The following is a 21,192-nucleotide window of genomic DNA, read 5'->3' on the forward strand; positions in this document are numbered from 1 at the left end:
GGTTGCGGCCTCAGAACTGGGTGTCTCTTTTTTCCACGAAGGCACGGCGCGTCTCGGCCGAATCCGGCAGGGTGTAGGCCTCCAGCGTGAAGCCCTGCTCCCAGCGGTATTTGTCTTCGAGGTTGCCGTCCTCGATGCCGTTGAGCGCTTCCTTGGCGATCCCGATCATCGCTGGGCTCTTGGCGGCGATCTTCACGGCAATTTCGCGGGCGGCGGCCGGCAGTTCCTCGCGCTCGACCAGCTTCTCGATGAAGCCGTAGCGCATCGCATCCGGCGCGGTAACCGTCTCGCCGGTGAAGAACATGTAGCGGACCTTCTGCACCGGAAACAGCCGTTGCAGGTGCGCGCCGCCGCCCATGGCGCCGCGGTCCACTTCCGGCAGCGCAAAGGTGGCGCAGCGCGAGGCGAGCACGATGTCGGCCGCGCCGGTCATGCCGATGCCGCCACCCAGTACGAAGCCGTGCACCGCGACGATCACGGGCACCTTGCAGCGATGGATGGCCTTGAAGGTCGCGTAGTTGCCCGCGTTGACTTTGACGATTCGCTCGGGATGCGCATCCAGTTCCTTGATGTCGACGCCGGCACAGAAGCCGCGCCCCTCGGCGCGGATGATCAGCACGCGTACCTCGGCGTTGGCGCCCAGCTCGTCGATGCGAGCGGCCAGTGCCAGCCATTCCTCGCTGTCCAGCGCGTTGACAGGCGGCTTCGCCAGCACCAGTTCGGCGACGCCCTGGTTGATCTCGACCTTGAATGCACTGCTCATGCGTGAGCCCTCTGTTGTTCGTTAATCGGCGTGCCTGCCTGCTGCAAACGCGTGTTCAGGCGTTGCAGGCACTGTTCGGCTTCGCCGGCGATCTGTTCGATGAGTTCCTGACAGCTCGGCAGGCTGTCGATGGCGGCGGCCACTTGGCCGCTGGGCAAAATGCCTTCGTCGGGCATGCCGTCGACCATCGAGCGCTCCAGCAGCACCGGTTGGTTGGCCGCCATGACCACCTGCGAAAGCGCCGAAGGGTCTTCCTTGATGGCCTTTAAAAAGGTTCTGAGCATGTGCGCACTGCTCATGCCGGTCTGCGCCTGCCAGGTGCGCGCGCTTTTCAGGGCGATCCACAGCCGGCCCATCGGGCTGGCTTGCTCCAGGCGGCGGATAAAGGGATTGTCGATCATCCGGTGGCGCATGCCGTCGACCGCCAGGGTGACGCGAATCTGCTGGGTGTCGCGCACCGCCAGGTAGCGCTCCAGGGTGGCGCGTGGGGTCGGCGAGTCGGATGTCATCAGAAAGCGCGTGCCCATCGCGATGCCCTCGGCGCCAGCGGCCAGCGCCGACGCCAGGCCACGTCCGGTGGAATAGCCGCCAGCGGCGATCACCGGCACCGTCACCGCGTCAAGCACCTGCGGCAACAGGATGGTGGTTGGCACGCCGCCGGTGTGGCCACCGCCCTCACCGCCTTGAATGGTGATCATGTCGGCGCCCAGTTCCACGGCTTTGAGCGCATGTTTGAGCGCGCCGACCGTAGGAATGCAGAGCACCCCGGCGTCCTTGAAGCGGCGGATGGTGGCCTTGTCCGGGCCGCGCCCGTAGCTGACCGCGCGCAGGCGGTACTGGATGGCCAGGTCCACGCATTGCGCGGCGTTGTCCTGGAACATGTGGAAATTCAAGCCGAACTGGCTGCCGCCGGTGGCAGCGATCACTTTCTGGATCTCGCCTTCCAGCGCCTCGGCCGGAATGGTCGCGCCGGCGAGGAAGCCAAAGCCGCCAGCACGGGTGGTGGCGATCACCAGGTTGGCGTCGGCCACCCAGCCCATGGCCGTCTGCACGATGGGGTAACGACAGCCGAGCGCCTCGGTCAGGCGGGTCTGGAGCAGGGTCATGACGACTCCCCCCGGCCCGCCTGCTTCTTGTTCGCCTCGGCCATGGCCTTGCCGTCGTAGCCGCCCAGCTTGTCGCCGGAAACCATCTCGTTGTGGACATGGGCGAAGTGGTGCCAGGCGAAGGCCGCTTCCATCCCGCTGCGCTTGCCCTGCAAATCCTCGATGTGGTTCACCGCCTGCTTGGTCAGCGCCAGGCCCATGCGTGGTTGAGCGGCGATGCGCCGGGCGATTTCCAGCGTCTCGGCGGCCAGCGCCTCACGCGGCACCACCCGGTTGACCATGCCCAGCTCGTAGGCACGGGCCGCCGGCATGCGCTCGCCAAGGAAGAGGAATTCCTTGGCGATGCGCGGGTGCATCTCGAAGGCGTGTGCGAAATACTCCACCCCCGGAATCCCCATGCGCACAACCGGGTCCTGAAAGAAGGCATCGTCACTGGCGACGATCAGGTCGCAGACCCAGGCCAGCATCAGCCCGCCAGCGACACAAGCGCCCTGCACCATGGCGATGGTCGGTTTGGGAATCTCCCGCCAGCGCCGGCACATGTTCAGGTACACCTCCTGCTCACGGGCGTAGAGGAACTCACCGCCTGGCTTGTTGGTGTGGTCCCACCACAAATGGGCGCGCTCGAACGGCTTGTTGACGTCGCGCCCCGGCGTGCCGATGTCGTGGCCGGCGGAGAAGTGCTTGCCGGTGCCCGCCAGGACGATGACCTTGACGCCGTCGTCATCCACCGCACGGCGGAAAGCGGCATCCAGCGCATAAGTCATCTGCGAGTTCTGCACATTATTGAACTGCGGCCGGCTCAGAGTGAGGATCGCCACGCCATCCTCGACGCGGTACAGCACCGGTTCGTCAGTCTCGTAAACGGCCGTATCCGGTCGCTCAACGAAGGCGTTGTCGTGGTTCATCCAGCGATCTCCTCGGCGGTCCGCACACCCGCCGGGTTGCCCTTGAGCTGCTTGCTGCGCAGATCGTGCGGGTCGAGTCGGCGGATAAGTGCCAGCTGTTCGGCAGTCGGGTGCGGCGTCTCGCCCATTCCTTCGGCCTTCAGCAGCGGGAAGCCGGTGCGCGCCTGCACAGTGTCGAAATCCACCCCTGGATGCAGCGAGAGCACCTGGCACGCGTGGTCCGGGCCGTTGAAGTCCATCACGCAGAGATCGGTGACGACCCGGCCGATGCTCATCAGGTCGCGGCGCATGCCCGGCCCCCAGCGCTCCTCTTTGAAACCAACGCCGGAGACCATGTCCACCTCACCGGCGACGAAGGCCCTGGTGCTGTGGTTGGGAATGAAGAACGAATTCTTGTGATTGATGCTGTTGCCCGGCAGGCCGCGCGCGCCCAGCATCGCCACCTTGGGCCGGGCGTAATCGCCGACCACCGACAGGTTGGTCTGCGCCCAGCGATCCACCTGCGTCGGGCCGATCATGGCGTGGCGACGCCCATGCCAGACGCATTCGAAAATGCGCTCGAAGGGCATGTAGCCAGCGTATTTCGGCTGGTAGTCGCCACGCGGGCCGACCGGCACCGGTTCCTCCACCAGAAAGGCCTCGCTGTCGGTCATCAGCAGCTCGGGGCTGTGGCTCGACTTGGCCAGGCTGGCGCCGAGACGCGGGATGATGCCGAGCCCCGAAGCGAGCAGTTCGCCGTCGTCACGCCAGGCGTCGGAAGCGGCCACGATCATCAGTTCGGCCAGGCTGAAAGTGTTCTCGGACATGGGTTGCTCCTTCAGAAGATCGGCAGCGGCAGGCTGGCCATGCGTGCGGCGCCACCGTTGCGCTCGCGATAGGCGGCTTCATCGCCGTTGACGTAGCTGTCCAGGTAACGCTGCCAGCCACCCTCCTCACCTGCGCTGGCGACGTAATCCTTGAGGTGTTGCATGTCCCAGCCGTAGTCCGGCGCGCAGGTGGTCGGGTGAGCGCCCTGCGGGGCCTCCACCACACCGGCCACCAGCGAGCGCTCGAAGGTGTTGAAACGCGCACTGTCGGCGTCCAGCGCCAGGCGTTCTTCCACCTGTTCAGCAGAGACGAAGCACTGCTTCGCCGCACGGGCGAACAGGTGATCGAAATAGGCATCGCCACCGGTCACCAGGGTGTTGCCCAGGCGGTCGGCGCGGTTGACGTGGACGAACGCCACGTCCAGCTCCAACGCCGGCATCGCCAGCAGCACTTCACCATCGTCATAGGGCGAGGTGATGGTGCGCAGGTCCGGGTTATGGGTCAGCACGTCAGTGGCCAGGCCGGCGCGCGCGGGCAGAAACGGCACGCGCATTCCGGCGGCACGCAAGCCCCACTGGAACAACCCTTCGTCCAACTCCATCACGTTCAGCGTGCCCGCCTCGCGAGCCTTGCGGAAATAGGGTTCGAGCGGGATCGCATCGAGGGTGGCGAAGCCGAACACCAGCTTCTTCACCTTGCCGGCAGCGAGCAGCATGCCGACTTCCGGCCCACCGTAGGCGACCACGGTGAGATCCTTGACGTCGCTACGCAGGATCTCGCGAACAATCGCCATGGGCTTGCGCCGAGGGCCCCAACCGCCGAAGCCGACGGTCATACCATCGTGCAGCTGGCCGACCACATCGCTCAGGGTCATCAACTTGTTCATTGAACCTCTCCTTGCGCAGCGGCCTGGCGGCCTACCGAAAAGTCATGACCCCACAGGCTCACGCGGGTGAATTCGAAGGCGCTGTGCTCGTCCCAGTCCACCTGCAGGCCACCGCAGCCGTACTCCAGGTCGAAGCCGGACGGGGTCTTCACGTAAAAGGAGGTCATGCGGTCATTGAGGTGCTGGCCGAGGGTCGCCGACAGCGGCACCCCATGGGCAGTCACGCGATCGAGGGCACGACCCACTTCGGTCATGTTCTCCACCTCCACCATCACGTGTACGCACTTGCTGGGCACGTCGTATTCGGCAATGGCGAGGCTGTGGTGACGGGGGTTGGCGCAGTGCAGGAAGTGGATGCGCACCGGCGGCGCGTCAGGCGCAGCGCGGAAATTGAAGACGTCCGAGACCTCGAACCCAAGCAGGTCGCGGTAGAACGCCCGGCATTCATCGAAACGCGGCGCCGGCAATACGGTGTGACCCAGGCCCATGTCGCCGGTGAGAAAGCGCGGCACGCCCTGGGGCGAGACGAAGGGCTGGCAGTCGGAACGATGACCCCATGTCAGCTCGTGGCGGTTGCCCGCCGGATCGCGAACGATGGCCAGCGCCTGCACACCGCGCTGTTCGCAGATCGCCGCATCGCCCAGTTCATAAGGTACGTCGGCCTTGGTCAGGCGAGCCAGCAACGCCTCGAATGCGCGCTCTCCGGACAGCTCCCACCCTGAAGCGAGGTAGCAGGCTTGCGGCCCCTCGACGATCAGCATGCGGAACGGGCGTTCATCCATCTTCAGATAGAGGCCGCCGCCGGGCGCCGGGCTGGTCATCATGCCCAGCACATCTTCAGCGTACTGACGCCAGGCATCCAGGTTTTCGATCTGAGCGACGAAATAGCTCAGTGAGCGGATATCGGTCATGGGTGCAACTCCTCATGCGCCTGTTTTGGGCTTGTGAGGATTGTCATGCCGATGTTCGGGGGACTCATCGTCCGTTGAGACTAACAGCGGGGAAGCCGGCAGAGCGCCGCCTGCCGGCCCGAAAGGCTACTTGCTGGACGGCCCCGACAACGCCGTGCGCACCGCCACCACCGTGTCGGCGAAGGCGCGGTCGGCCAGGCCGACCATACCGAGGAAACTCATGAAGCCGTGGATCGCCCCCGGATAACAATGGCCGTGGACGGGCACGCCGGCCTGCCGCAAACGCTCGGCATATTCTTCGCCCTCCTCGCGCAGCGGATCGTATTCGGCCGTCATCAGCGTAGCGGGCGGCAGTTGTCGCAGATCCGGCGTATGCAACGGACAGACGCGTGTATCGCGGGTCTGCGGATCGCCCAGGTAGTGCCCGAGCATCCAGCGCATCATCTCGGTTTCAAGGAAATATCCCTGGCCGTAGCGGCGGTAGCTTTCGCGCTCAAGATTGGTGTCGCACACCGGGTAGAGCAGCATCTGATGCGCAATGGCCGGGCCTTGCCGGGCGCAGGCGAGCTGGGCGATCACCGCAGCCAGATTACCGCCGGCGCTGTCGCCACCCACGATGAGGCGACTGACGTCCGCACCGAGCGCTTCGGCATGTAGCGCCACCCAGCAGGTCGCGGCCCAGGCGTCCTCCACCGCAGCGGGAAAACGGTGCTCCGGCGCCAGGCGGTAGTCCACCGCCACCACCACCGCGGGCAGCGCATTACAGAAGGCCCGCGCCAGGTTGTCATGGCTGTCCAGATCGCCCATGACGAAACCACCGCCGTGAAAGAACACCAGCACCGGCAATGGCCCTTCGCGCTCCGGTCGGTAGATGCGCAGCGGCAGTTCACCGCCGGGACCGGGAATCCTGTGCTCCCGCACCTCGGCCACCGGCTCGGGGTTTTCTGCCGATGCCATCTTGTAGCCCACGCGCAGCCCCTCGGGGGTCATCTCGCTCCAGGGTGGCATCGGCTGACTATGAAGCTGCTGCATCAGCGCAGCGATCTGTGGGTCCAGGCTCATTGTCTTTCTTCCTTTTCTCGGCTCGATTGTTCTTGTCTCGCTGCGCTATGTTGCGTTCGGTCCCAAGGCCGGAAACCGAAGCACCATGGAAATCAGCACGTCGCTTCACACCGTCAATGCACTGGTCGGTTCGATCTACGAGGGCGCCCTCGAAGACCCACCGTGGCAGCACCAGCTCGCCGGCCTGCGCGACGCCATGGGCGCTACCGACGCCTTTCTGATCCTGCGTCGCCCTTCCGATACGGGGCTGGGCATCACCCTCAGCGCGGACAACACGCCGACCGGCTGGTCCGATGCGCCCTATTTCGCGCGGCGCCTCTATGCGTTGGACCCCTTCGTCAACCTGCCGCCGAACCAGCCGATGCTGCTCAGCGAACTGCTCGATGGCGCCAGCGCTCCGGAAGACGAATTCTTCCGTCTAGTCCTGCAGCCGTACGACATCGCCCACATCCTCGGTGTCGACTTGCATGACCCAAGCGGCCCCGCAGCCAGCCTGCGCTTTACCCGCAGCGCTACCCAGCCGCCGTTCGGCGATGACGAGAAGGCGCTGTGCGCACTGCTCGTCACGCATTTCTGCCGCGCCCTGCGCATCCATGCGCGCCTCGGCGAGAGCGACACCGAGCGCGAGATCTATGCCGGCGCCATGTCGCAGCTGGCCGTCGCCACCTTCCTGCTCGACGAACAACAGCAGGTGGTGCGCACCAATCCGCTGGCGGACCGGCTACTCGGCGACGGCAGCGGGCTGCACCTGCGCGGCGGGCGCCTGAAGCTGCCCGACGAGCGCCAGGACGCCCGGCTGCGCCAGCTCCTCGCTCAGGTCACCACGGCGCAAACAAGCGGAACTGCAAGCCTCGCCCGCGCAATGCTGGTGGAGGTCGGCACACGTGGCGCGCCGCTCAGTCTGGTGATTCGCCCGGTCCCGCCGGGGCAGTATTCCCAAGGCGCCAGCGTTCCGGTGCTCGCCATCTTCGTCAGCGACCCCGGCCAACAGGCCGAGTCATCAGCCAGCCTGCTGATGGAGCTGTTCCAGCTGACGCCAGCCGAGGCCAAGCTTTCCGTCCTGCTGGCAAACGGCGCCAGCGTCGAAGAGGCCTCCACCGAGCTACACATCAGCGTCCACACCACCCGCGCGCACCTGCGCTCGATCTTTTCCAAGCTCGGGGTCACGCGCCAGCCACAGCTGGTGCATCTGATCCTCAAGAGCGTGGCCAGCCTCGGCTGAATCCACGCCCTCCTGCAGGCGAGTATCGAGGCGCTGGCGGCGTTCGCGCCTCGTTGAAATCGACTACTCGCCCCGTTCGCAACGGAATCGCCGCCGGCCCCGACGTTTAGTCGATTTCAACGATGCCCCTGCCGTGCGCCGCTGCGGATGATCGTCCTGTCCGATCCGGACACAGCGTCCAGGAGAACAAAAACAATGAACAAAAACCCACTTCGCCTCGAGGGTGGCACCGTCGTCATCACTGGCGCGGCCAGCGGCATCGGCCTAGGGCTGGCTCGCCATGCCGCCACGCTCGGCATGCGTATCGTCGCGGCGGATATCGATGCCGATCAGTTGCAATCGCTTGCCGCGAGTCTGGATGCAGAGGTCTTGGCGGTGCCGACCGATGTCACCGATCCGGCTGCCGTGGAGGCATTGGCGCAAGCGGCCTGGCAACACTTCGGCGAGGTCGATCTGCTGTTCAACAACGCCGGCGTGATGAGCACCGGCTTCAGCTGGGAGATCCCGCCTGAACGCTGGCAGCGGGACCTGGCCGTCAATCTGGGTGGCGTGCTCAACGGCATCCGCAGTTTCGTGCCGCGCCTGCTGGAAGCGGGCCGCCCGGCACGGATCGTCAATACCGCCTCGGTCGGCGGCTTTTTGCCAAGCCCGCTGATGGCGCCCTACTCGGCGACCAAGTTCGCCGTGGTGGCGCTGACCGAGTCACTACACGGTGAACTGAGGCTGCTCGGCGCGCCGGTCGAGGTGTCGCTGCTGGCACCGGGACCGGTGCGCAGCGCGATCTTCGACGATCCCTTTGGAGGCAGCGAGATTCATCCGGCGACACAGCAATTCGTCGGCGCCATGCGCGAGCTGCTGACAGCCAACGGCCTTGACGCGGCGACCTTCGCCGAACGCGTATTCGCTGGCATCCGCGACGGCCAGTACTGGCTGCTGCCGCAGCCGGAAGCCATCGATGACGCCCTGCGTCTACGCACCGACGCCATCCTTGCGCGGCGCGAGCCGGCCCCGCTGCTGGGCGAATCCTGAAGTCGCACGCCATTTTCGGAGAACAGCACAATGAACAGCGATAGGAATCTGCGCGTCGTGGTCATCGGCGCAGGCATGGCCGGCATCCTCGCGGCGATCAAGCTGCGCGAAGCGGGCTACCTCGACCTCACCGTCTACGAGAAAGGAGACGATGTGGGCGGCACCTGGCGGGAAAACACCTACCCCGGCCTGACCTGCGACACCCCCTCGCACAACTACACCTACAGCTTCGCGCCGAACCCGGAGTGGACCCGACAACTGCCACCCGGCGCGGAAATCCAGGCCTATTTCCGCCGGGTAGTGGCCGACTACCGCATCCGCGAATTGATTCGCTTCAATGAGGAAATCGTCCACTGCGAGTACCGGGACGGCCAGTGGTATCTGCAAACCCGCACCGGCCAACACGACAAGGCCGACGTATTGATCGCAGCAACCGGCGTATTGCACCACCCGAGCTACCCCAGCCTTCCCGGGCTGGAAACCTTCGAGGGCGCATGCTTTCACAGCGCTCGCTGGGACCACAGCCTGCCGCTGGACGGCAAGCGCATCGGCATCATTGGCAACGGTTCGACAGGCACCCAGCTGGTCGCGGCACTGGTGAAGCGGGCGCAGGTCAAGCACTTCCAGCGCACCGCCCAATGGGTCATGCCGGTGACCAATGATTTGTTCACCGAGGCGCAGCGGACGGCATTCCGCAGCGACCCGCAGCTGCTGCACGATCTCAAATACGATCCGACCTACATGGCCAAGGTGCGCCACTTCACCACCGCCGTGGCGGATGCCGCGTCCCCCGAGGCGGCACAGATCGAGGCGGTCTGCGCCACGCATCTGGAGCAAAGCATCGTCGACCCCGTGCTGCGCGAGAAGCTGCGCCCCACCTACCGCGCCGCCTGCAAGCGCCTGATCTTTTCTCCCGACTACTACCAGGCGATCCAGCAGCCCAACGCCGAGCTGGTCAACGATGGCATCGAACGCATCGAACCGACCGGCGTGCGCACCCGTGATGGCAAGCTGCACGAGCTCGACGTGCTGGCGCTGGCCACCGGCTTCAACGCCCACCTGTTCATGCGCCCCACGCAGGTCATCGGCCGTGGCGGTGTGAGTCTCGACGATGTCTGGGCAAAACGGCCGAGCGCCTACCTGTCCATCGCCATTCCGGAATTCCCCAACCTGTTCATGCTCAACGGCCCGACCGGACCGGTGGGCAACTTCTCGCTGATCGAGATCGCCGAGATGGAATGGACGTACATCAGCCAATTGCTCGACCTGCTGAAAAGCGGCCGCTGCCGCGAGATCAGCGTGCGCCGCGAAGCCATGCACGCCTACGAACAGCGCCGGCTGGAAAAGGCCAGAACCACCGTGTTCGGCTCCGGCTGCACCAGCTGGTATCTGGACGCCGAGGGCGTGCCCTCCACCTGGCCATGGGACTACGCGGCCTTCGAGCAAGCCATGGCCTGCCCGAACCTGGAGGACTACGAGCTGACGTGTGAAGAGGCGCCGGCTGCCTGATAAACCCGCAGCAGGGCTGGCAAGTTTGGGTGGTACTGCCAGCTCGCTTAGGCTGGCTTTGGCTTGTTTTTTTGCACGGACTGCCAGGCCACATGAAACGCCCCTTCAGGAGGGTGAGCGGAATCGTTGCGCAGAGGGGCGAGCCGCAGGGATGCGGCGAGAGCCGTAAAGGGCCATGGATGGCCCTTGTACGGCGACCCTCGGAGCGGCGATGGAGTGAAACGGAGCGCAGCGTAGTAACAGCCGAAGGCTGGCCCGAAGGGCGAGCGAAGCGAGTAACGAACCCGGAGCGAAGCGCAGGGCCGGATGCAGGGGCAAGCGTTTTTGGTTACTTTTTCGGCGTTTGGAAAAAGTGACTCGCCCAGCAGGGCGAAACCAAGCTATCAGACAGCTCTAATAAGGAAATGCAAACAACCAAAAAAAGACCGTCCCATGCCAATTCATGAGACGGCCCAAAGGAGCACAGCCCCACACACTACATATAGAGGATGACCAAATCGTTAATCACCGCCGGGCGCTCCTGCCCCACCACGTGCACGTTGAATTCCAGGGTCAGCTGGGTGCCGCGCTTGTTGCGTTCCGCCGCCTTGACTCGGCAACGCGAATGAACCAGCGAGCCGGCTGGGACCGGTGAGGGGAAGCGCAGGCGGTCGGAGCCGTAATTGACCATGTTGGTGAACCCGGTGATCTCGAAATCCAGCGGCACCTGCATGCGCGACATGATCACTTGCACCAGCGCGCCGTGGGCGATGGTGCCGCCGAAGGGGCCTTCCTTGCGCGCCCGCTCGGGGTCGGTGTGTATCCAGTAATCATCGCCTGACAGTGCAGCGAAGGCATCGATCAGCGTCTGATCCACCAGCACCTGATTGCTCCAGGCAGTGAATTGATCAGACACCAGCGTCTTGAGCGCCGCTTCGTCGGCTACGTCGATCTTTCGGCGAGGCGCCAGGTTCTCGGTTTTCGGCGGTTCCGGTGCACGAACCACCTCGTCGATGTCATCCAGCTCGACCTGCGCGCCGGTGTAGCGCAGCAGCACGGTGCCATCTTCCTTCACCCGAGCGCGCACCGGTTTGACCGGCATGCCGATCTCGATCGCCTCCGGTTGCAAGCCAACCAGCGTGGTGTTGATGCGCACGCCCTGCTCAAGCTCCACCACCGCGAGAATCTGCGCATCGGGACCGGCGAACTCCGGCAAGGTCGGAATGCGCGCGACAGTGAAGGTGTAGAGCGTGCCGCGACCGCTGACCTCCTTCCAGGACAGGTCGTGGGCCAGGCAGCTAGAGCAGTGCCGGCGCGGGTAGAAGGTCCAGGCCTGACAGGCGTTGCACTGCTGCAACTGGATCCGACCCTCCTTCAGCGCGTTCCAGAACGGGGCGGAAATGTCGGTCATCACCGGCATGGGTTTGTTCGTCATGGTCAGGCTCCCTGGAGAATCAATGCGCCCTGCTCGCTCATGACACCGCCGGTGCCAGTCACGAATACGTTGTCGCAGGTTTTCAGCTGGCGGTCGCCGGCGCGTCCGGCTATCTGGTGGAACGCCTCGATCACTTGGGACATGCCGCCCGCCGCGCCGGATTGGCCGAAGCTGAGCTGGCCGCCATGGGTATTCATCGGAAAGCTGCCGCGCCAGGTCAGGTCGTTCTCGCGGATGAAGCGCATGCCCTCGCCCTTGGCGCAGAAACCGGCATCTTCCAGGCTGAGCAGCACGGTGATGGTGTAGCAGTCGTAGATCTGCGCGGCATGCATGTCGGCAGGCTTCAGCCCGGCCATGGCAAAGGCGCTGCGGGCAGCCGGGCCGACTGGCGTCTCGGTCATGTCCGGCGAGTAGCTCGGCGATTTGTAACCCAGTCGCTCGCCGACGCCGGTCACCACCGCGCCACGGTTGCGCGCACGCGCCATCACTTCTTTCGAGGCGACGATCACCGCCGCGCCGCCGGCCACCGGCATGACGATTTCCAGAATTCGCAGCGGGTCTGCCACCATACGGCTGTTGAGCACGTCCTCGATGGTCAGCGGCTGACCACAGAAGATTGCCTCTGGATTGGCCTGGGCATTGGTGCGCTGATCCACGGCGATCTTCGCCATGGCCACCGGGTCGTAGCCGTAGCGCGCCGCGTAGCGCTGGGCAATCATCGCGTAGCCGGTGTTCTGCCCCATGTGTCCGTAGGGCAGGTCGAATTCCGCCTCGGGCGCGCCGTAGTTCGTGCTGTGACCGCCGAAGCGCATGGCGCGCATCATCGCGCTGGGGTCCTCGTCCGGCCCCATCGGGGCCATCCGCGCCGGCAACACGCAGAGCACTGCCTGACAGAGCCCCAGCTCGATCGCCGCCGCCGCACGCCAGACCATACCCATACCGGTGCAGCCGCCCAGGTCCACCACCTCGGCGAAATTCACTGCCAAGCCCAAGTATTCGGCTGCCATCGCCGGCACGAATACCGAGGCTTCATGAAAATGCGGGCCGTTGATGACCAGCCCGTCGAGATCCTCGGCTTTCAGACCGGCATCGGCTAGGGCGCGCGCGGCCAGATCCGCCACCTGCTCCAGATGGAACATGCGCGGTGCCGTGGCGTATTTCTCGGGCTTGTACTGTGCGGCGCCGACGATAGCCGCCTGTCCTTTGAGTCCCATGCTTCGCTACCTCGTCTCGAACGCTCGGTGAGCTCTGGCCGGTGGTGCGCGGCCGCTCGGTTGTTGTTGTTCGAGCCCAAAGTGCCAGCGCAGGGAGGCTGTCGGCATCGTCCATAAGGCCTATGGGGAACCCCTGGACGTCGACCGGCACGCCGTACGCCATATGGACGAGGCCGCCAACACCGAGCGGAACGATCATCAGAGTTCCTGAAAACAACAATAAGGATGGGCCATGCAAACCCGCCTGTTTCGCCATCTGCTGCCGTTCGCCTTGGCGCTTTATCTACCAGCAGGTTTCGGCGCCGCGTTGCCCGACCATGACTGGCCGCAGCACGGCCGCGACGCCGGTGAAACCCGCTACTCGCCGCTGGCGCAGATCGACCGCGACAACGTCGGCACGCTGGGTCTGGCCTGGCAGTTTCGCTTCGACCGCCCGCGCGGCGTGCAGGCGACGCCGCTCATGGTCGACGGCACGCTTTACGTCAGTGGCCCTTGGGGCGTGGTGTACGCCATGGATGCCAGAAGCGGCGCGCTGCGCTGGCAGCATGACCCTCAGGTGCCAGCGAGCAAGGCCGCAGTGGCTTGCTGCGACGTGGTCAATCGCGGGGTAGCCGTGGAGGACGGTCGCGTATTCGTCGGCACGATCGACGGTCGCCTTCAGGCACTCGACGCCAAAACCGGGGCCCTGCTCTGGTCGGAACAGACCACCAATCCGGAGCGCCCCTACACCATTACCGGCGCACCTCGGGTGATTGGCGATCTGGTCATGATCGGCAACGGCGGCGCCGAGTATGGCGTGCGCGGCTACCTGTCGGCCTACGATGCGGCCAGCGGCGCGTTGCGCTGGCGCTTCTACACGGTGCCCGGCAATCCCGCCGATGGACCCGACGGGCAGATTTCCGACAAGCCGCTCAAGGCCTTGGCCGAACCCACCTGGAGCGGCGAATGGTGGGCGCTGGGCGGCGGCGGAACGGTGTGGGACTCGATGGCCTATGACCCGCAGCTGGACCTGCTTTACTTCGGGGTCGGCAACGGCTCCCCGCATGATCGCGACCTGCGCAGCCCTGGCGGCGGCGATAACCTGTTCCTCTCTTCCATCGTCGCGGTGCGCGCGCAGACAGGCGAGTACGTCTGGCACTACCAGACCACGCCCGGCGACAGCTGGGATTACACCGCCACGCAACAGTTGATCCTCACCGAGCTCAAGCTCGATGGGCGCATGCGCAAGGTGCTGATGCAAGCGCCGAAAAATGGCTTCTTCTATGTGCTCGACCGCGAGACGGGTGAGCTGCTCAGCGCAACCAACTACGTCCCCACCAGTTGGGCTAGCCATGTGGATATGGCCACCGGACGCCCGGTGGAAATACCTGGCGCCCGCTATCCCGCCGGGCAACCAGCGCTGGTGATGCCCTCGCAGATCGGCGGACACAACTGGCAGCCGATGGCCTGGAGCCAGCTGACCGGCCTGGTCTATATCCCCGCGCAGCAAAGCCAGGCATTCATGATGAAAGCGCAGCCGTTTCGCGTTGAGTCGGGGCGCTGGAACACCGGAATACAGGACCACCCGCTGCCGGCCGATGCGAAGAGCCTGGCACAGGCTCGCGAAGGCATGAGCGGGCATCTGCTGGCGTGGGACCCGGCCAAGCGCCGCGAGGTCTGGCGCAGTGAACACCCCGGTCTGTGGAACGGTGGTGTGCTGGCCACGGCCGGCCAGTTGGTGTTTCAAGGACAAGGTGGGGGCGGCTTGCACGCCTATGACGCCGAAACCGGCAAGCGCCTTTGGCAAAGCGATACATGGCTGGACATTCTGGGTGGCCCGATCAGCTACAGCCTCGGCGGCGTGCAGTACATCGCCGCAGCGGCCGGATTTGGCAGCTCGATGCACCTGTCGGCCAGCGCACTCCTGCCGCGCCAGGGCATGCCGGCCCACGGTGGCGTCTTTGTCTGGAAGCTCGGCGGCAACGCACCCATGCCCGAACCTGATTCCCGCCCGCCAATGCCGCCGCTGCCGAAGCTGACGGCGGATGCTTCTACCCTGCAACACGGAGCACAGCTGTATACGCGTTACTGCATGGTCTGCCACGGCGCCGCCGCAGTGGCGGGCGCCGGCGTGCCTGATCTGCGTCGCTCGCCCTATTTGCAGAGCGCCGACGCATTCCGTCGACCGCCGCTCGATGGGCTACTCGAAACGCGTGGCATGCCGTCGTTCTCCAGCAGCCTCGATGAGGCGGGCGTCGAGGCCATTCGCGCTTACGTCATCCAAAGCGCGATGGACACGAAGAACTGATCCAGCGCCGCCCCCTTAGCCAATAGCAGGCCGAACCATGCTCGACTCTCTTCGTTTTGTGGCCATCGCCGGCATAGTCCTTTGGCTTGCCTCACCCAACATGCCTTGGGAAACCACGCCTGGCTCTGCTGTCCAGCCTCTGCAAACATGCACCGGCAGTGACTGCGCATCTTTCGCAATCGGTGATCTTTACCTGCAACGCATCACGCTGAGCGCGTCCGACATCAAGCCTTGAGTTCAAAGCGAACCGACGCATCCATCGGTCATTGGCAAACGTCTTCCCCAGAAACGAGCAAGCCCCGGCGGTTTTCCGGGGCTTGCTCTAACAAGAGACTTGATCAGAACGAATATTTCGCCGCCAGGGTGACGTAATCACGGTCGGCCAGCTTGCGGCGGATCGGATCGGGTTCACCGAGGAAGGTGTTGTAGTTCACGGCGACCTCGAAGTTGCCAAGTCGGCGGAACGTGGTGCCAAAGGTCAGCCGCATGTCGCCCTTCGCGCCCTGGATGGCGCCTTGCAGCGGTGTTGCGCCCTCGACCACGTGAGAGAAGCGAACCGGTACGATCATGTCCCAACCATTGGCGACACCTGGGTAGCTCAGTTCTACGCCGAGTTGGTATGCCGACGCGGTCTTGCTTTGCCAGGCGGTGGCGGTCCGGTAGGTGAAGTCGTCGCTTCCGCTCTGCCGGTGGTCCCGCACGCTATCGGCCCGCACATGAACGACTTCCCCGGTCAGGGTCGTCTGGTTGGCCCAAGGACGGTCACCCAGGATGTGGATGAACGACAACTGCATCTGCTGACCGCTGCCTCGGGTGTGCTGAGGGGCGCCTTGCGGGCTGAGGACGTTGACCGGTGCGCCGTCGCGATAGCTCCACTCACCACTGACCTGAGTGTCGCCTAGGCGGGTGGAGAAGCTTAGGCCGGTGAGCTTGATGTCTTCGTAGTAATTGATGCGGTATTCGGTCGGCAGCGGTAACACCAGGCCCGGCGCAACTTCCACCATGCCGTTATAGGTGGTCAAGCCAGCCGGACTCTTGTCGTGGTAACGAATGTGGAAGGCGGAAAGCTCCCAATCGAAGTTCGGCCGGTAGCGCACCTGCACACCCCACTGGCCGCTGTCACGAGGCTCATCGGCGCCAGCATAGAGCACCCGCTGGTTGAACACGTTTCCGCCGCCCAGCGGGATTCCCACATTCATGAAGTCGCGTCCTGGCCCGATGATGTCGGACGTGGACAGGTAACTACCCACCGGCGGCAATTCGGTGCCCTTCCATTCGTACTGCACGTAACCGCCCAAGCTGAAGTTGGGGTTGATGTTCCACAGCGCCGAGACCTGCCCCACCGGCAGGATGATCTCCTTGACCTCCACGCCCGGCAGCGAGCCCTTGACCGCGTCCGCCGGAGACTGGGCGCCGGATACGCCGGGGTAAAACAGACTCTCGCCCCAGGCGACCACGTGACGGCCCGCGTTCACGTCCAGGCTCTGGCCGTTGTCGAAGCGCCAGCCGCCGAATACATAGGCATCGAGAAAACGCGCGCGCGCACCGCTGTAGTATTCGGTGCCGCTGGTGAACTCGTCATGGTCGCCGAATTTATTTGCCCGGGCCGGCGCGTCGTGGTCATTCGTGCCTTGATAGGCGTCGTCGTAGAAAGCGTTGGCGCGCACCACGGCACCGTAATTGTCTTTGCGCAAGATCATCTCGCCCAGCGCACTGACCCGATGGGTAACCAGACTGCCGCGATCGAAGTTGCGGTTGCCATCGTCGGCATTGATGTCTCCCAGCAGATCGTCATCGGCACTCTCGGTCCGCATGCCGATCCCGTAGCTGGTGGTCAGGCTCCAATCCATCGTCACGCCATTGTCGAAATACACCGTGTCGCCAGCCAGCGCCGCGGGCGCCTGCGAAGCCAGACAGACGGCCACCGCCAATCCCGCGAGCCGGAATTCGCACCGCTGATTGTCAGGACAGGTCTTCTTATTGTTTTTCATTGTTGGATCTCCCGATTTTTGGTCACAGACCGTTAGGTGCTTTCCTACAAATGTCCGCCCTGCTCAGATGTGAATGTCTTCCGGCAGGTCTAACCCCTGGGAGCTCGCGTCGGTCCGGCGAAACCGCCAGGTCCCGTCCGCCTGCTCGCGCGTCAGCGTTCCCTTCTCGACCAGGTAATGGATATGCGCCAGGGTCTCGCCCAGCGACATCAGCAGATCGAATGCGCCCTTGATGCGGGGGAATAACAGCGGCCGTAGCTCGGCTGCCGTCATGACTCCCTCGATGCGCTCCACCAGTTCGGCCAGATGCCGCTCGTGGTGCTGCTGTAGTTGATACAGGCGCCGGTGCAGACCGAAGAACGGCCGCTCATGGGCCGGCAGCACCAGCACCTCATCGGGCACCGCGCGCAGCCGGTGGAGCGAGTCGAGCCAGTCGCCCAGGGGATTGGCACAGGGTTCGCCCGCCCCGACCAGCACGCTGGAAGTGATGCGCGGCAGCACCTGATCGCCGGAGATCAGCAGCTGGTCGTCCTCGCTCAAAAGGCAGGCATGCTCGGGCGAATGGCCGGCGCCGATTACGACTCGCCAGTGGCGCGTGCCAATCTTCAGCAGCGTCCCTTCACGCAGGCGGCGATAGCTGCGCGGATGCCCTGCATCGAAGCGCAGGCTCTCGATGGTCGGCATCAACCCGGCGATCTCTTCGTCGTTCAGGCCTGCGCGGCGATAGAAGTCGTGAAATTCCCAGCCCGGCTCGCTGCCCTCGGGCGAGACGTGCATCGCCTGGAACTCACCGCGGGTCATGTACAACGGGCAGCGGAACCGCTCGGTCAGCCAGGCCGCCAGCCCTGTGTGATCGAAATGACAATGCGTGCAGATCACCGACAGCACCGGCAAGCCGCCCATCACCTCGACGAATACACGCTCCCAGACTTCCCGGCTGCGCGCGATGCCCAGTCCCGTGTCCACCACAACCCAGCCATCGCCGTGACGCAGCAGGTAGAGGTTGATGTGATCCAGGCCGAACGGCAGCGGCATGCGCAGCCAGAGCACGCCCTCGGCAACTTCCTGCACCTCGCCCGGCGCCGGCGGTTCCGCCCAGGGAAAGCGCAGCTCGTGTTCCAGCGATGGCGCGCTCATGAGCTGCGCTCACTGACGAAAGGCACGAGATCGTTGGCGGCCAGCAGCTCGACGCTGTAAGGCTGGTAGCTGCCGCTGGCTTCGTCGCGTATGTACAGCGGGTCTTCAAACTGGCGCGGGTCATAGCCCTGGCGCTGCAGGTCAATTTTGCGCAACTTGAAGGTACTGGTCATGTCGGCACTGGCGCAGACCCGCACGAACACCGGCGCGGCGTAGCGCGGCAAGCGGGTGGCGGTGAGCTCGAAGAACGCCTTCGGGTCGAACGCCTGTCCCGGCTGCATGAGGACCGAGGCCATCCCGGCGCGGCCTTCGTGGCCAGGCACCTTCACGCCATAAACGTTAATCAGCTCCAGCCCCGGGTAGTCACCGAGCGCATCGGCGACTTCCTGGGTCGAAACGTTCTCGCTCTTCCAGCGGAAGGTATCGCCGATGCGATCGACGAAGTAGCAGTAGCCGTCCTCGTCGTAGCGCAACAGGTCGCCCGAACTCCACCAGGCGTCGCCGTCCTGGAAGACCCCTCGCAATATCTTGCTTTCGGTGGCCTTTGCACAGGTGTAGCCCTCGAAACGCCCGCCGCCGATTTCCGGATGGTCGACGATGAACGCAACCGCCTCGCCCGCCTCCCCCGGCTGGCAGGGAATGCAGAATCCGCGCTCGTCACGCAGGTGGCCGGTCTCGTTGTCGTAACGGATCAGCCGCACGTTGGTTTTGTCCCAGAACGGCACCCGGCCGCAGGAACCTGCGCGGTTATCGAGGTTGATGATGGCGCAGTTGGCCTCGGTGGAGCCCCAGCCCTCGAAAATGGGAACCTCGCCGAAGCGTTCCACCCAGCGCTGCCACGTCTCGGGCGACAGCCCGGCGCCGAGCATGCAACGCAAGCTGTGCTGACGATCATCGGCCTGCACCGGGCGGTTGAGCAAATAGCGGCAGATCTCGCCGATGTACTGGAATACGGTGACGCCGTGCGTACGTACGTCTTGCCAGAAGGCGCTGGCGCTGAACTTGCGCCGCAACACAATGGAGGCGCCAGATTTGAGCGCGGTGGATGTCACCGAGGTGGCCGCCGCGCCGTGATAGAGCGGCAGGCAACAGTAGAAGACGTCTGCTGGCTCGACACCGAGGGTGACTTCCATCACGTCACCCGAGGACATCCAGCGCATGTGGCTGTAGCGGGCCGCCTTGGGCAGCCCGGTAGTGCCGGAGGTGAAGATCAGCAGCATGGTCTCTTCGGCGCGGATACCGGCACGCAAGGCCGGATCGACCTGCTGCTCTGAGGCCTGCGCCAAGGCATCGTCGAACCCGACATCGGCCAGGCGCAGCAGCTCGGCGGCGGCCGGCTTTTCCTCGTCACGCACCAGCAGCAAGGGGTAGCGCGCGGCGTCCGGCGTATCGGCGAAAGGCTGCAGGCATTCCTCGCCGACCACCACGGCCTTGGCAGCGGTAGTCTGCAGCGCATGCAGCAGCGGCGCGCCAGTCGCGTTGTGGTTGATCAGCGCGGCCACCACACCGAGCTTGGCCATGCCGAACCAGGCGAAGAAAAACTCGGGGCGGTTCTCCATCGCCAGCGCGCAGACGTCACCGCGCGACAAGCCCTGCTGGCGTAGCGCATGGGCGAAGGCGTTGGCCCGCGCATCGACCTCGGCGTAGCTGTATCGACGGCCCTGATAGATCAGAAAATCGCGCGTGGCGAAGCGTGCAGCCTGCGCCTCCAGACGGTCGGCCAGGGTGTAAAGATCCGCCGGCTTGATCGCCCCAGCGGCGGCCGAACGCCGGTCCAGCATCTGCTGGGTCTGCTCGCGCGGGACCACGTCCGATTGCAGGTTTTGTTGTTCTTGTGCGTATGCCATGCCGGTCGTGCTCATGCTTACTCCAGGACAGATTCCAGGGCCCGGTTCGGGTAGTCGCTGTAGCCAGCGGGTCCGGGTGAATAAAGGGTGTGGCGGTCAAAGCGGGCCAGTGCCTGCCCCTCACGAAGGCGCTCCACCAGATCAGGGTTGGCGATGTAATGGCGGGCGAACGACACCGCCTCCGCCGCGCCGGCCTCGAGCTGGCGTGCGGCGCTGTCGCCATCGAAGCCGTCATTGACGATCAGCGCGCCGCTAAAGCCTTGGCGGGCAATGGCGAAGGCATCCAGGCCCGGAACCGGTGAGCGCATGATGTGCAGGTAGGCCAGGCCCAGGCCGTCGATACCGGCCAGCAGCGCCTCGAGGGTGGCTTGGGGATTGGGGTCTTCGACATCGTTGTATGGGTTGCCCGGACACAGGCGCAGGCCGACGCGCCCGGCTCCGATGGCGCCGGCCATGGCCTCCAAGACCTCCAAAGTGAAGCGGACACGATTCGCCAGCGGGCCGCCGTAGCGGTCCTCACGGTGGTTGCTGTTGGTGGCGATGAACTGCATCGGCAGATAGCCGCTGGTGCCATGCAGCTCGACCCCGTCGAAGCCGGCGGCGCGGGCATTGAGCGCCGCCTGGCGATAGTCGCCAATCACCTCGGCGATCTCGTCCAGTGTGAGCGCATGCGGCAGGTCGGTGTCAGCCATGCCTTCGGTGTCGGTGAACAGTTTGGCGTTAGCCGCCACTGACGAGGGCGCAACACTGCGGCTACCGGCCGGCTTGTTGGCCCGAGCAGCGACACGGCCGCAGTGCATCAGTTGCAGAACGATCCGCCCACCGCGCGCATGTACCGCTTCGGTCACTTGGCGCCAGGCCTGGATCTGCTCGTCGTTGTAGATGCCCGGTGTGCGGCAGTAACCAATGCCGTCGGCCGAAGGCGATGTGCCCTCGGCGACGATCAGCCCGGCGCTGGCCCGCTGGGCGTAGTAGTCCACCATAACGGCGGTGGGTACATGGTCGCTGCCGGCTCGGCTGCGGGTCATCGGCGCCATGACGATGCGGTTGGCCAGCTCCAGGTCACCGAAGCGTACGGGTGCGAAAAGCGTATTCATGG

Annotated in this window: 17 protein-coding genes; 4 read left to right on the forward strand and 13 right to left on the reverse strand. The window is 64.9% G+C overall.

All coding sequences use genetic code 11. The features are described from left to right. Positions 1 to 10: 10 nt before the first annotated feature. The 7 genes from GYM54_RS06190 to GYM54_RS06220 all read right to left on the reverse strand — a co-directional run bounded on the left by GYM54_RS06190 (position 11) and on the right by GYM54_RS06220 (position 6,443). Positions 11 to 763, reverse strand: a complete 753-nt coding sequence (locus tag GYM54_RS06190) for an enoyl-CoA hydratase family protein (protein WP_181101161.1) — start codon at positions 761 to 763, stop codon at positions 11 to 13. Next, positions 760 to 1,869, reverse strand: a complete 1,110-nt coding sequence (locus GYM54_RS06195; RefSeq protein WP_197445670.1) for a nitronate monooxygenase family protein — start codon at positions 1,867 to 1,869, stop codon at positions 760 to 762. The genes GYM54_RS06190 and GYM54_RS06195 overlap by 4 nt, the downstream gene beginning before the upstream one ends. Beyond that, positions 1,866 to 2,777 carry an enoyl-CoA hydratase gene (locus GYM54_RS06200; RefSeq protein WP_131650297.1) on the reverse strand — a complete coding sequence of 304 codons (912 nt, stop codon included), beginning with the start codon at positions 2,775 to 2,777 and terminating at the stop codon, positions 1,866 to 1,868. Before GYM54_RS06200 ends, GYM54_RS06195 begins: the two co-directional genes overlap by 4 nt. After that, positions 2,774 to 3,583 (reverse strand): CoA-transferase subunit beta, encoded by an 810-nt coding sequence (locus tag GYM54_RS06205; protein ID WP_197445669.1) that lies wholly within the window; start codon positions 3,581 to 3,583, stop codon positions 2,774 to 2,776. Before GYM54_RS06205 ends, GYM54_RS06200 begins: the two co-directional genes overlap by 4 nt. 11 nt (positions 3,584 to 3,594) lie before the next feature. Beyond that, complete coding sequence (locus GYM54_RS06210) at positions 3,595 to 4,470, reverse strand: CoA transferase subunit A (protein ID WP_197445668.1); 876 nt, start codon at positions 4,468 to 4,470, stop codon at positions 3,595 to 3,597. Further along, positions 4,467 to 5,381 carry a VOC family protein gene (locus GYM54_RS06215; protein ID WP_181101154.1) on the reverse strand — a complete coding sequence of 305 codons (915 nt, stop codon included), beginning with the start codon at positions 5,379 to 5,381 and terminating at the stop codon, positions 4,467 to 4,469. The genes GYM54_RS06210 and GYM54_RS06215 overlap by 4 nt, the downstream gene beginning before the upstream one ends. 126 nt (positions 5,382 to 5,507) lie before the next feature. Further along, a complete protein-coding gene (locus GYM54_RS06220; protein WP_197445667.1) occupies positions 5,508 to 6,443 on the reverse strand; it encodes an alpha/beta hydrolase in 936 nt (311 codons plus the stop codon). A gap of 85 nt (positions 6,444 to 6,528) precedes the next feature. Here GYM54_RS06220 and GYM54_RS06225 point away from each other — a divergent pair, with 85 nt between their 5' ends. From GYM54_RS06225 to GYM54_RS06235, 3 genes are all read left to right on the forward strand, one after another. Next, positions 6,529 to 7,665 carry a LuxR family transcriptional regulator gene (locus GYM54_RS06225; RefSeq protein WP_197445666.1) on the forward strand — a complete coding sequence of 379 codons (1,137 nt, stop codon included), beginning with the start codon at positions 6,529 to 6,531 and terminating at the stop codon, positions 7,663 to 7,665. Between the two features lie 195 nt (positions 7,666 to 7,860). Continuing rightward, positions 7,861 to 8,694: an SDR family NAD(P)-dependent oxidoreductase gene (locus tag GYM54_RS06230; protein ID WP_197445665.1), complete on the forward strand. Its 834-nt coding sequence runs from the start codon at positions 7,861 to 7,863 to the stop codon at positions 8,692 to 8,694. Positions 8,695 to 8,724: 30 nt separating this feature from the next. Continuing rightward, positions 8,725 to 10,203: an NAD(P)/FAD-dependent oxidoreductase gene (locus GYM54_RS06235; protein ID WP_197445664.1), complete on the forward strand. Its 1,479-nt coding sequence runs from the start codon at positions 8,725 to 8,727 to the stop codon at positions 10,201 to 10,203. A gap of 475 nt (positions 10,204 to 10,678) precedes the next feature. Here GYM54_RS06235 and GYM54_RS06240 read toward each other — a convergent pair whose 3' ends face one another. Together GYM54_RS06240 and GYM54_RS06245 are read right to left on the reverse strand one after the other, a co-directional pair. Then, entirely contained in the window at positions 10,679 to 11,617 is a 939-nt protein-coding gene (locus GYM54_RS06240; protein WP_197445663.1) for an OB-fold domain-containing protein, read from the reverse strand. A gap of 2 nt (positions 11,618 to 11,619) precedes the next feature. After that, positions 11,620 to 12,831, reverse strand: a complete 1,212-nt coding sequence (locus GYM54_RS06245; RefSeq protein WP_131650288.1) for a thiolase family protein — start codon at positions 12,829 to 12,831, stop codon at positions 11,620 to 11,622. A 232-nt stretch (positions 12,832 to 13,063) separates the two neighbouring features. On the opposite strand from GYM54_RS06245, the gene GYM54_RS06250 reads away from it, so the two are divergent. Continuing rightward, on the forward strand, positions 13,064 to 15,118 hold the full coding sequence (locus tag GYM54_RS06250) for a PQQ-dependent dehydrogenase, methanol/ethanol family (RefSeq protein WP_197445662.1): 2,055 nt from the start codon (positions 13,064 to 13,066) through the stop codon (positions 15,116 to 15,118). A 338-nt stretch (positions 15,119 to 15,456) separates the two neighbouring features. On the opposite strand, the gene GYM54_RS06255 is transcribed toward GYM54_RS06250, so the two are convergent. The 4 genes from GYM54_RS06255 to GYM54_RS06270 form a co-directional block, all read right to left on the reverse strand. Continuing rightward, complete coding sequence (locus GYM54_RS06255; protein ID WP_131650285.1) at positions 15,457 to 17,109, reverse strand: DUF1302 domain-containing protein; 1,653 nt, start codon at positions 17,107 to 17,109, stop codon at positions 15,457 to 15,459. 63 nt (positions 17,110 to 17,172) lie between these two features. After that, positions 17,173 to 18,246 (reverse strand): MBL fold metallo-hydrolase, encoded by a 1,074-nt coding sequence (locus GYM54_RS06260; protein ID WP_197445661.1) that lies wholly within the window; start codon positions 18,244 to 18,246, stop codon positions 17,173 to 17,175. After that, positions 18,243 to 20,108: a long-chain-acyl-CoA synthetase gene (locus GYM54_RS06265; protein WP_197445660.1), complete on the reverse strand. Its 1,866-nt coding sequence runs from the start codon at positions 20,106 to 20,108 to the stop codon at positions 18,243 to 18,245. The genes GYM54_RS06260 and GYM54_RS06265 overlap by 4 nt, the downstream gene beginning before the upstream one ends. A 2-nt stretch (positions 20,109 to 20,110) precedes the next feature. Continuing rightward, on the reverse strand, positions 20,111 to 21,190 hold the full coding sequence (locus tag GYM54_RS06270; protein WP_197445659.1) for an alkene reductase: 1,080 nt from the start codon (positions 21,188 to 21,190) through the stop codon (positions 20,111 to 20,113). Positions 21,191 to 21,192: the final 2 nt, after the last annotated feature.

Source organism: Pseudomonas sp. MTM4 (assembly GCF_019355055.1).
In the GTDB taxonomy this organism is placed as follows: domain Bacteria; phylum Pseudomonadota; class Gammaproteobacteria; order Pseudomonadales; family Pseudomonadaceae; genus Stutzerimonas.

Coding starts and splice junctions, on each gene's coding strand:
- GYM54_RS06265 (WP_197445660.1), bottom strand. CDS start 20,108: ATGAGCACGACCGGCATGGCATACGCACAAGAACAACAAAACCTGCAA.
- GYM54_RS06245 (WP_131650288.1), bottom strand. CDS start 12,831: ATGGGACTCAAAGGACAGGCGGCTATCGTCGGCGCCGCACAGTACAAG.
- GYM54_RS06195 (WP_197445670.1), bottom strand. CDS start 1,869: ATGACCCTGCTCCAGACCCGCCTGACCGAGGCGCTCGGCTGTCGTTAC.
- GYM54_RS06190 (WP_181101161.1), bottom strand. CDS start 763: ATGAGCAGTGCATTCAAGGTCGAGATCAACCAGGGCGTCGCCGAACTG.
- GYM54_RS06205 (WP_197445669.1), bottom strand. CDS start 3,583: ATGTCCGAGAACACTTTCAGCCTGGCCGAACTGATGATCGTGGCCGCT.
- GYM54_RS06225 (WP_197445666.1), top strand. CDS start 6,529: ATGGAAATCAGCACGTCGCTTCACACCGTCAATGCACTGGTCGGTTCG.
- GYM54_RS06235 (WP_197445664.1), top strand. CDS start 8,725: ATGAACAGCGATAGGAATCTGCGCGTCGTGGTCATCGGCGCAGGCATG.
- GYM54_RS06250 (WP_197445662.1), top strand. CDS start 13,064: ATGCAAACCCGCCTGTTTCGCCATCTGCTGCCGTTCGCCTTGGCGCTT.
- GYM54_RS06220 (WP_197445667.1), bottom strand. CDS start 6,443: ATGAGCCTGGACCCACAGATCGCTGCGCTGATGCAGCAGCTTCATAGT.
- GYM54_RS06270 (WP_197445659.1), bottom strand. CDS start 21,190: ATGAATACGCTTTTCGCACCCGTACGCTTCGGTGACCTGGAGCTGGCC.
- GYM54_RS06260 (WP_197445661.1), bottom strand. CDS start 18,246: ATGAGCGCGCCATCGCTGGAACACGAGCTGCGCTTTCCCTGGGCGGAA.
- GYM54_RS06255 (WP_131650285.1), bottom strand. CDS start 17,109: ATGAAAAACAATAAGAAGACCTGTCCTGACAATCAGCGGTGCGAATTC.
- GYM54_RS06210 (WP_197445668.1), bottom strand. CDS start 4,470: ATGAACAAGTTGATGACCCTGAGCGATGTGGTCGGCCAGCTGCACGAT.
- GYM54_RS06230 (WP_197445665.1), top strand. CDS start 7,861: ATGAACAAAAACCCACTTCGCCTCGAGGGTGGCACCGTCGTCATCACT.
- GYM54_RS06200 (WP_131650297.1), bottom strand. CDS start 2,777: ATGAACCACGACAACGCCTTCGTTGAGCGACCGGATACGGCCGTTTAC.
- GYM54_RS06215 (WP_181101154.1), bottom strand. CDS start 5,381: ATGACCGATATCCGCTCACTGAGCTATTTCGTCGCTCAGATCGAAAAC.
- GYM54_RS06240 (WP_197445663.1), bottom strand. CDS start 11,617: ATGACGAACAAACCCATGCCGGTGATGACCGACATTTCCGCCCCGTTC.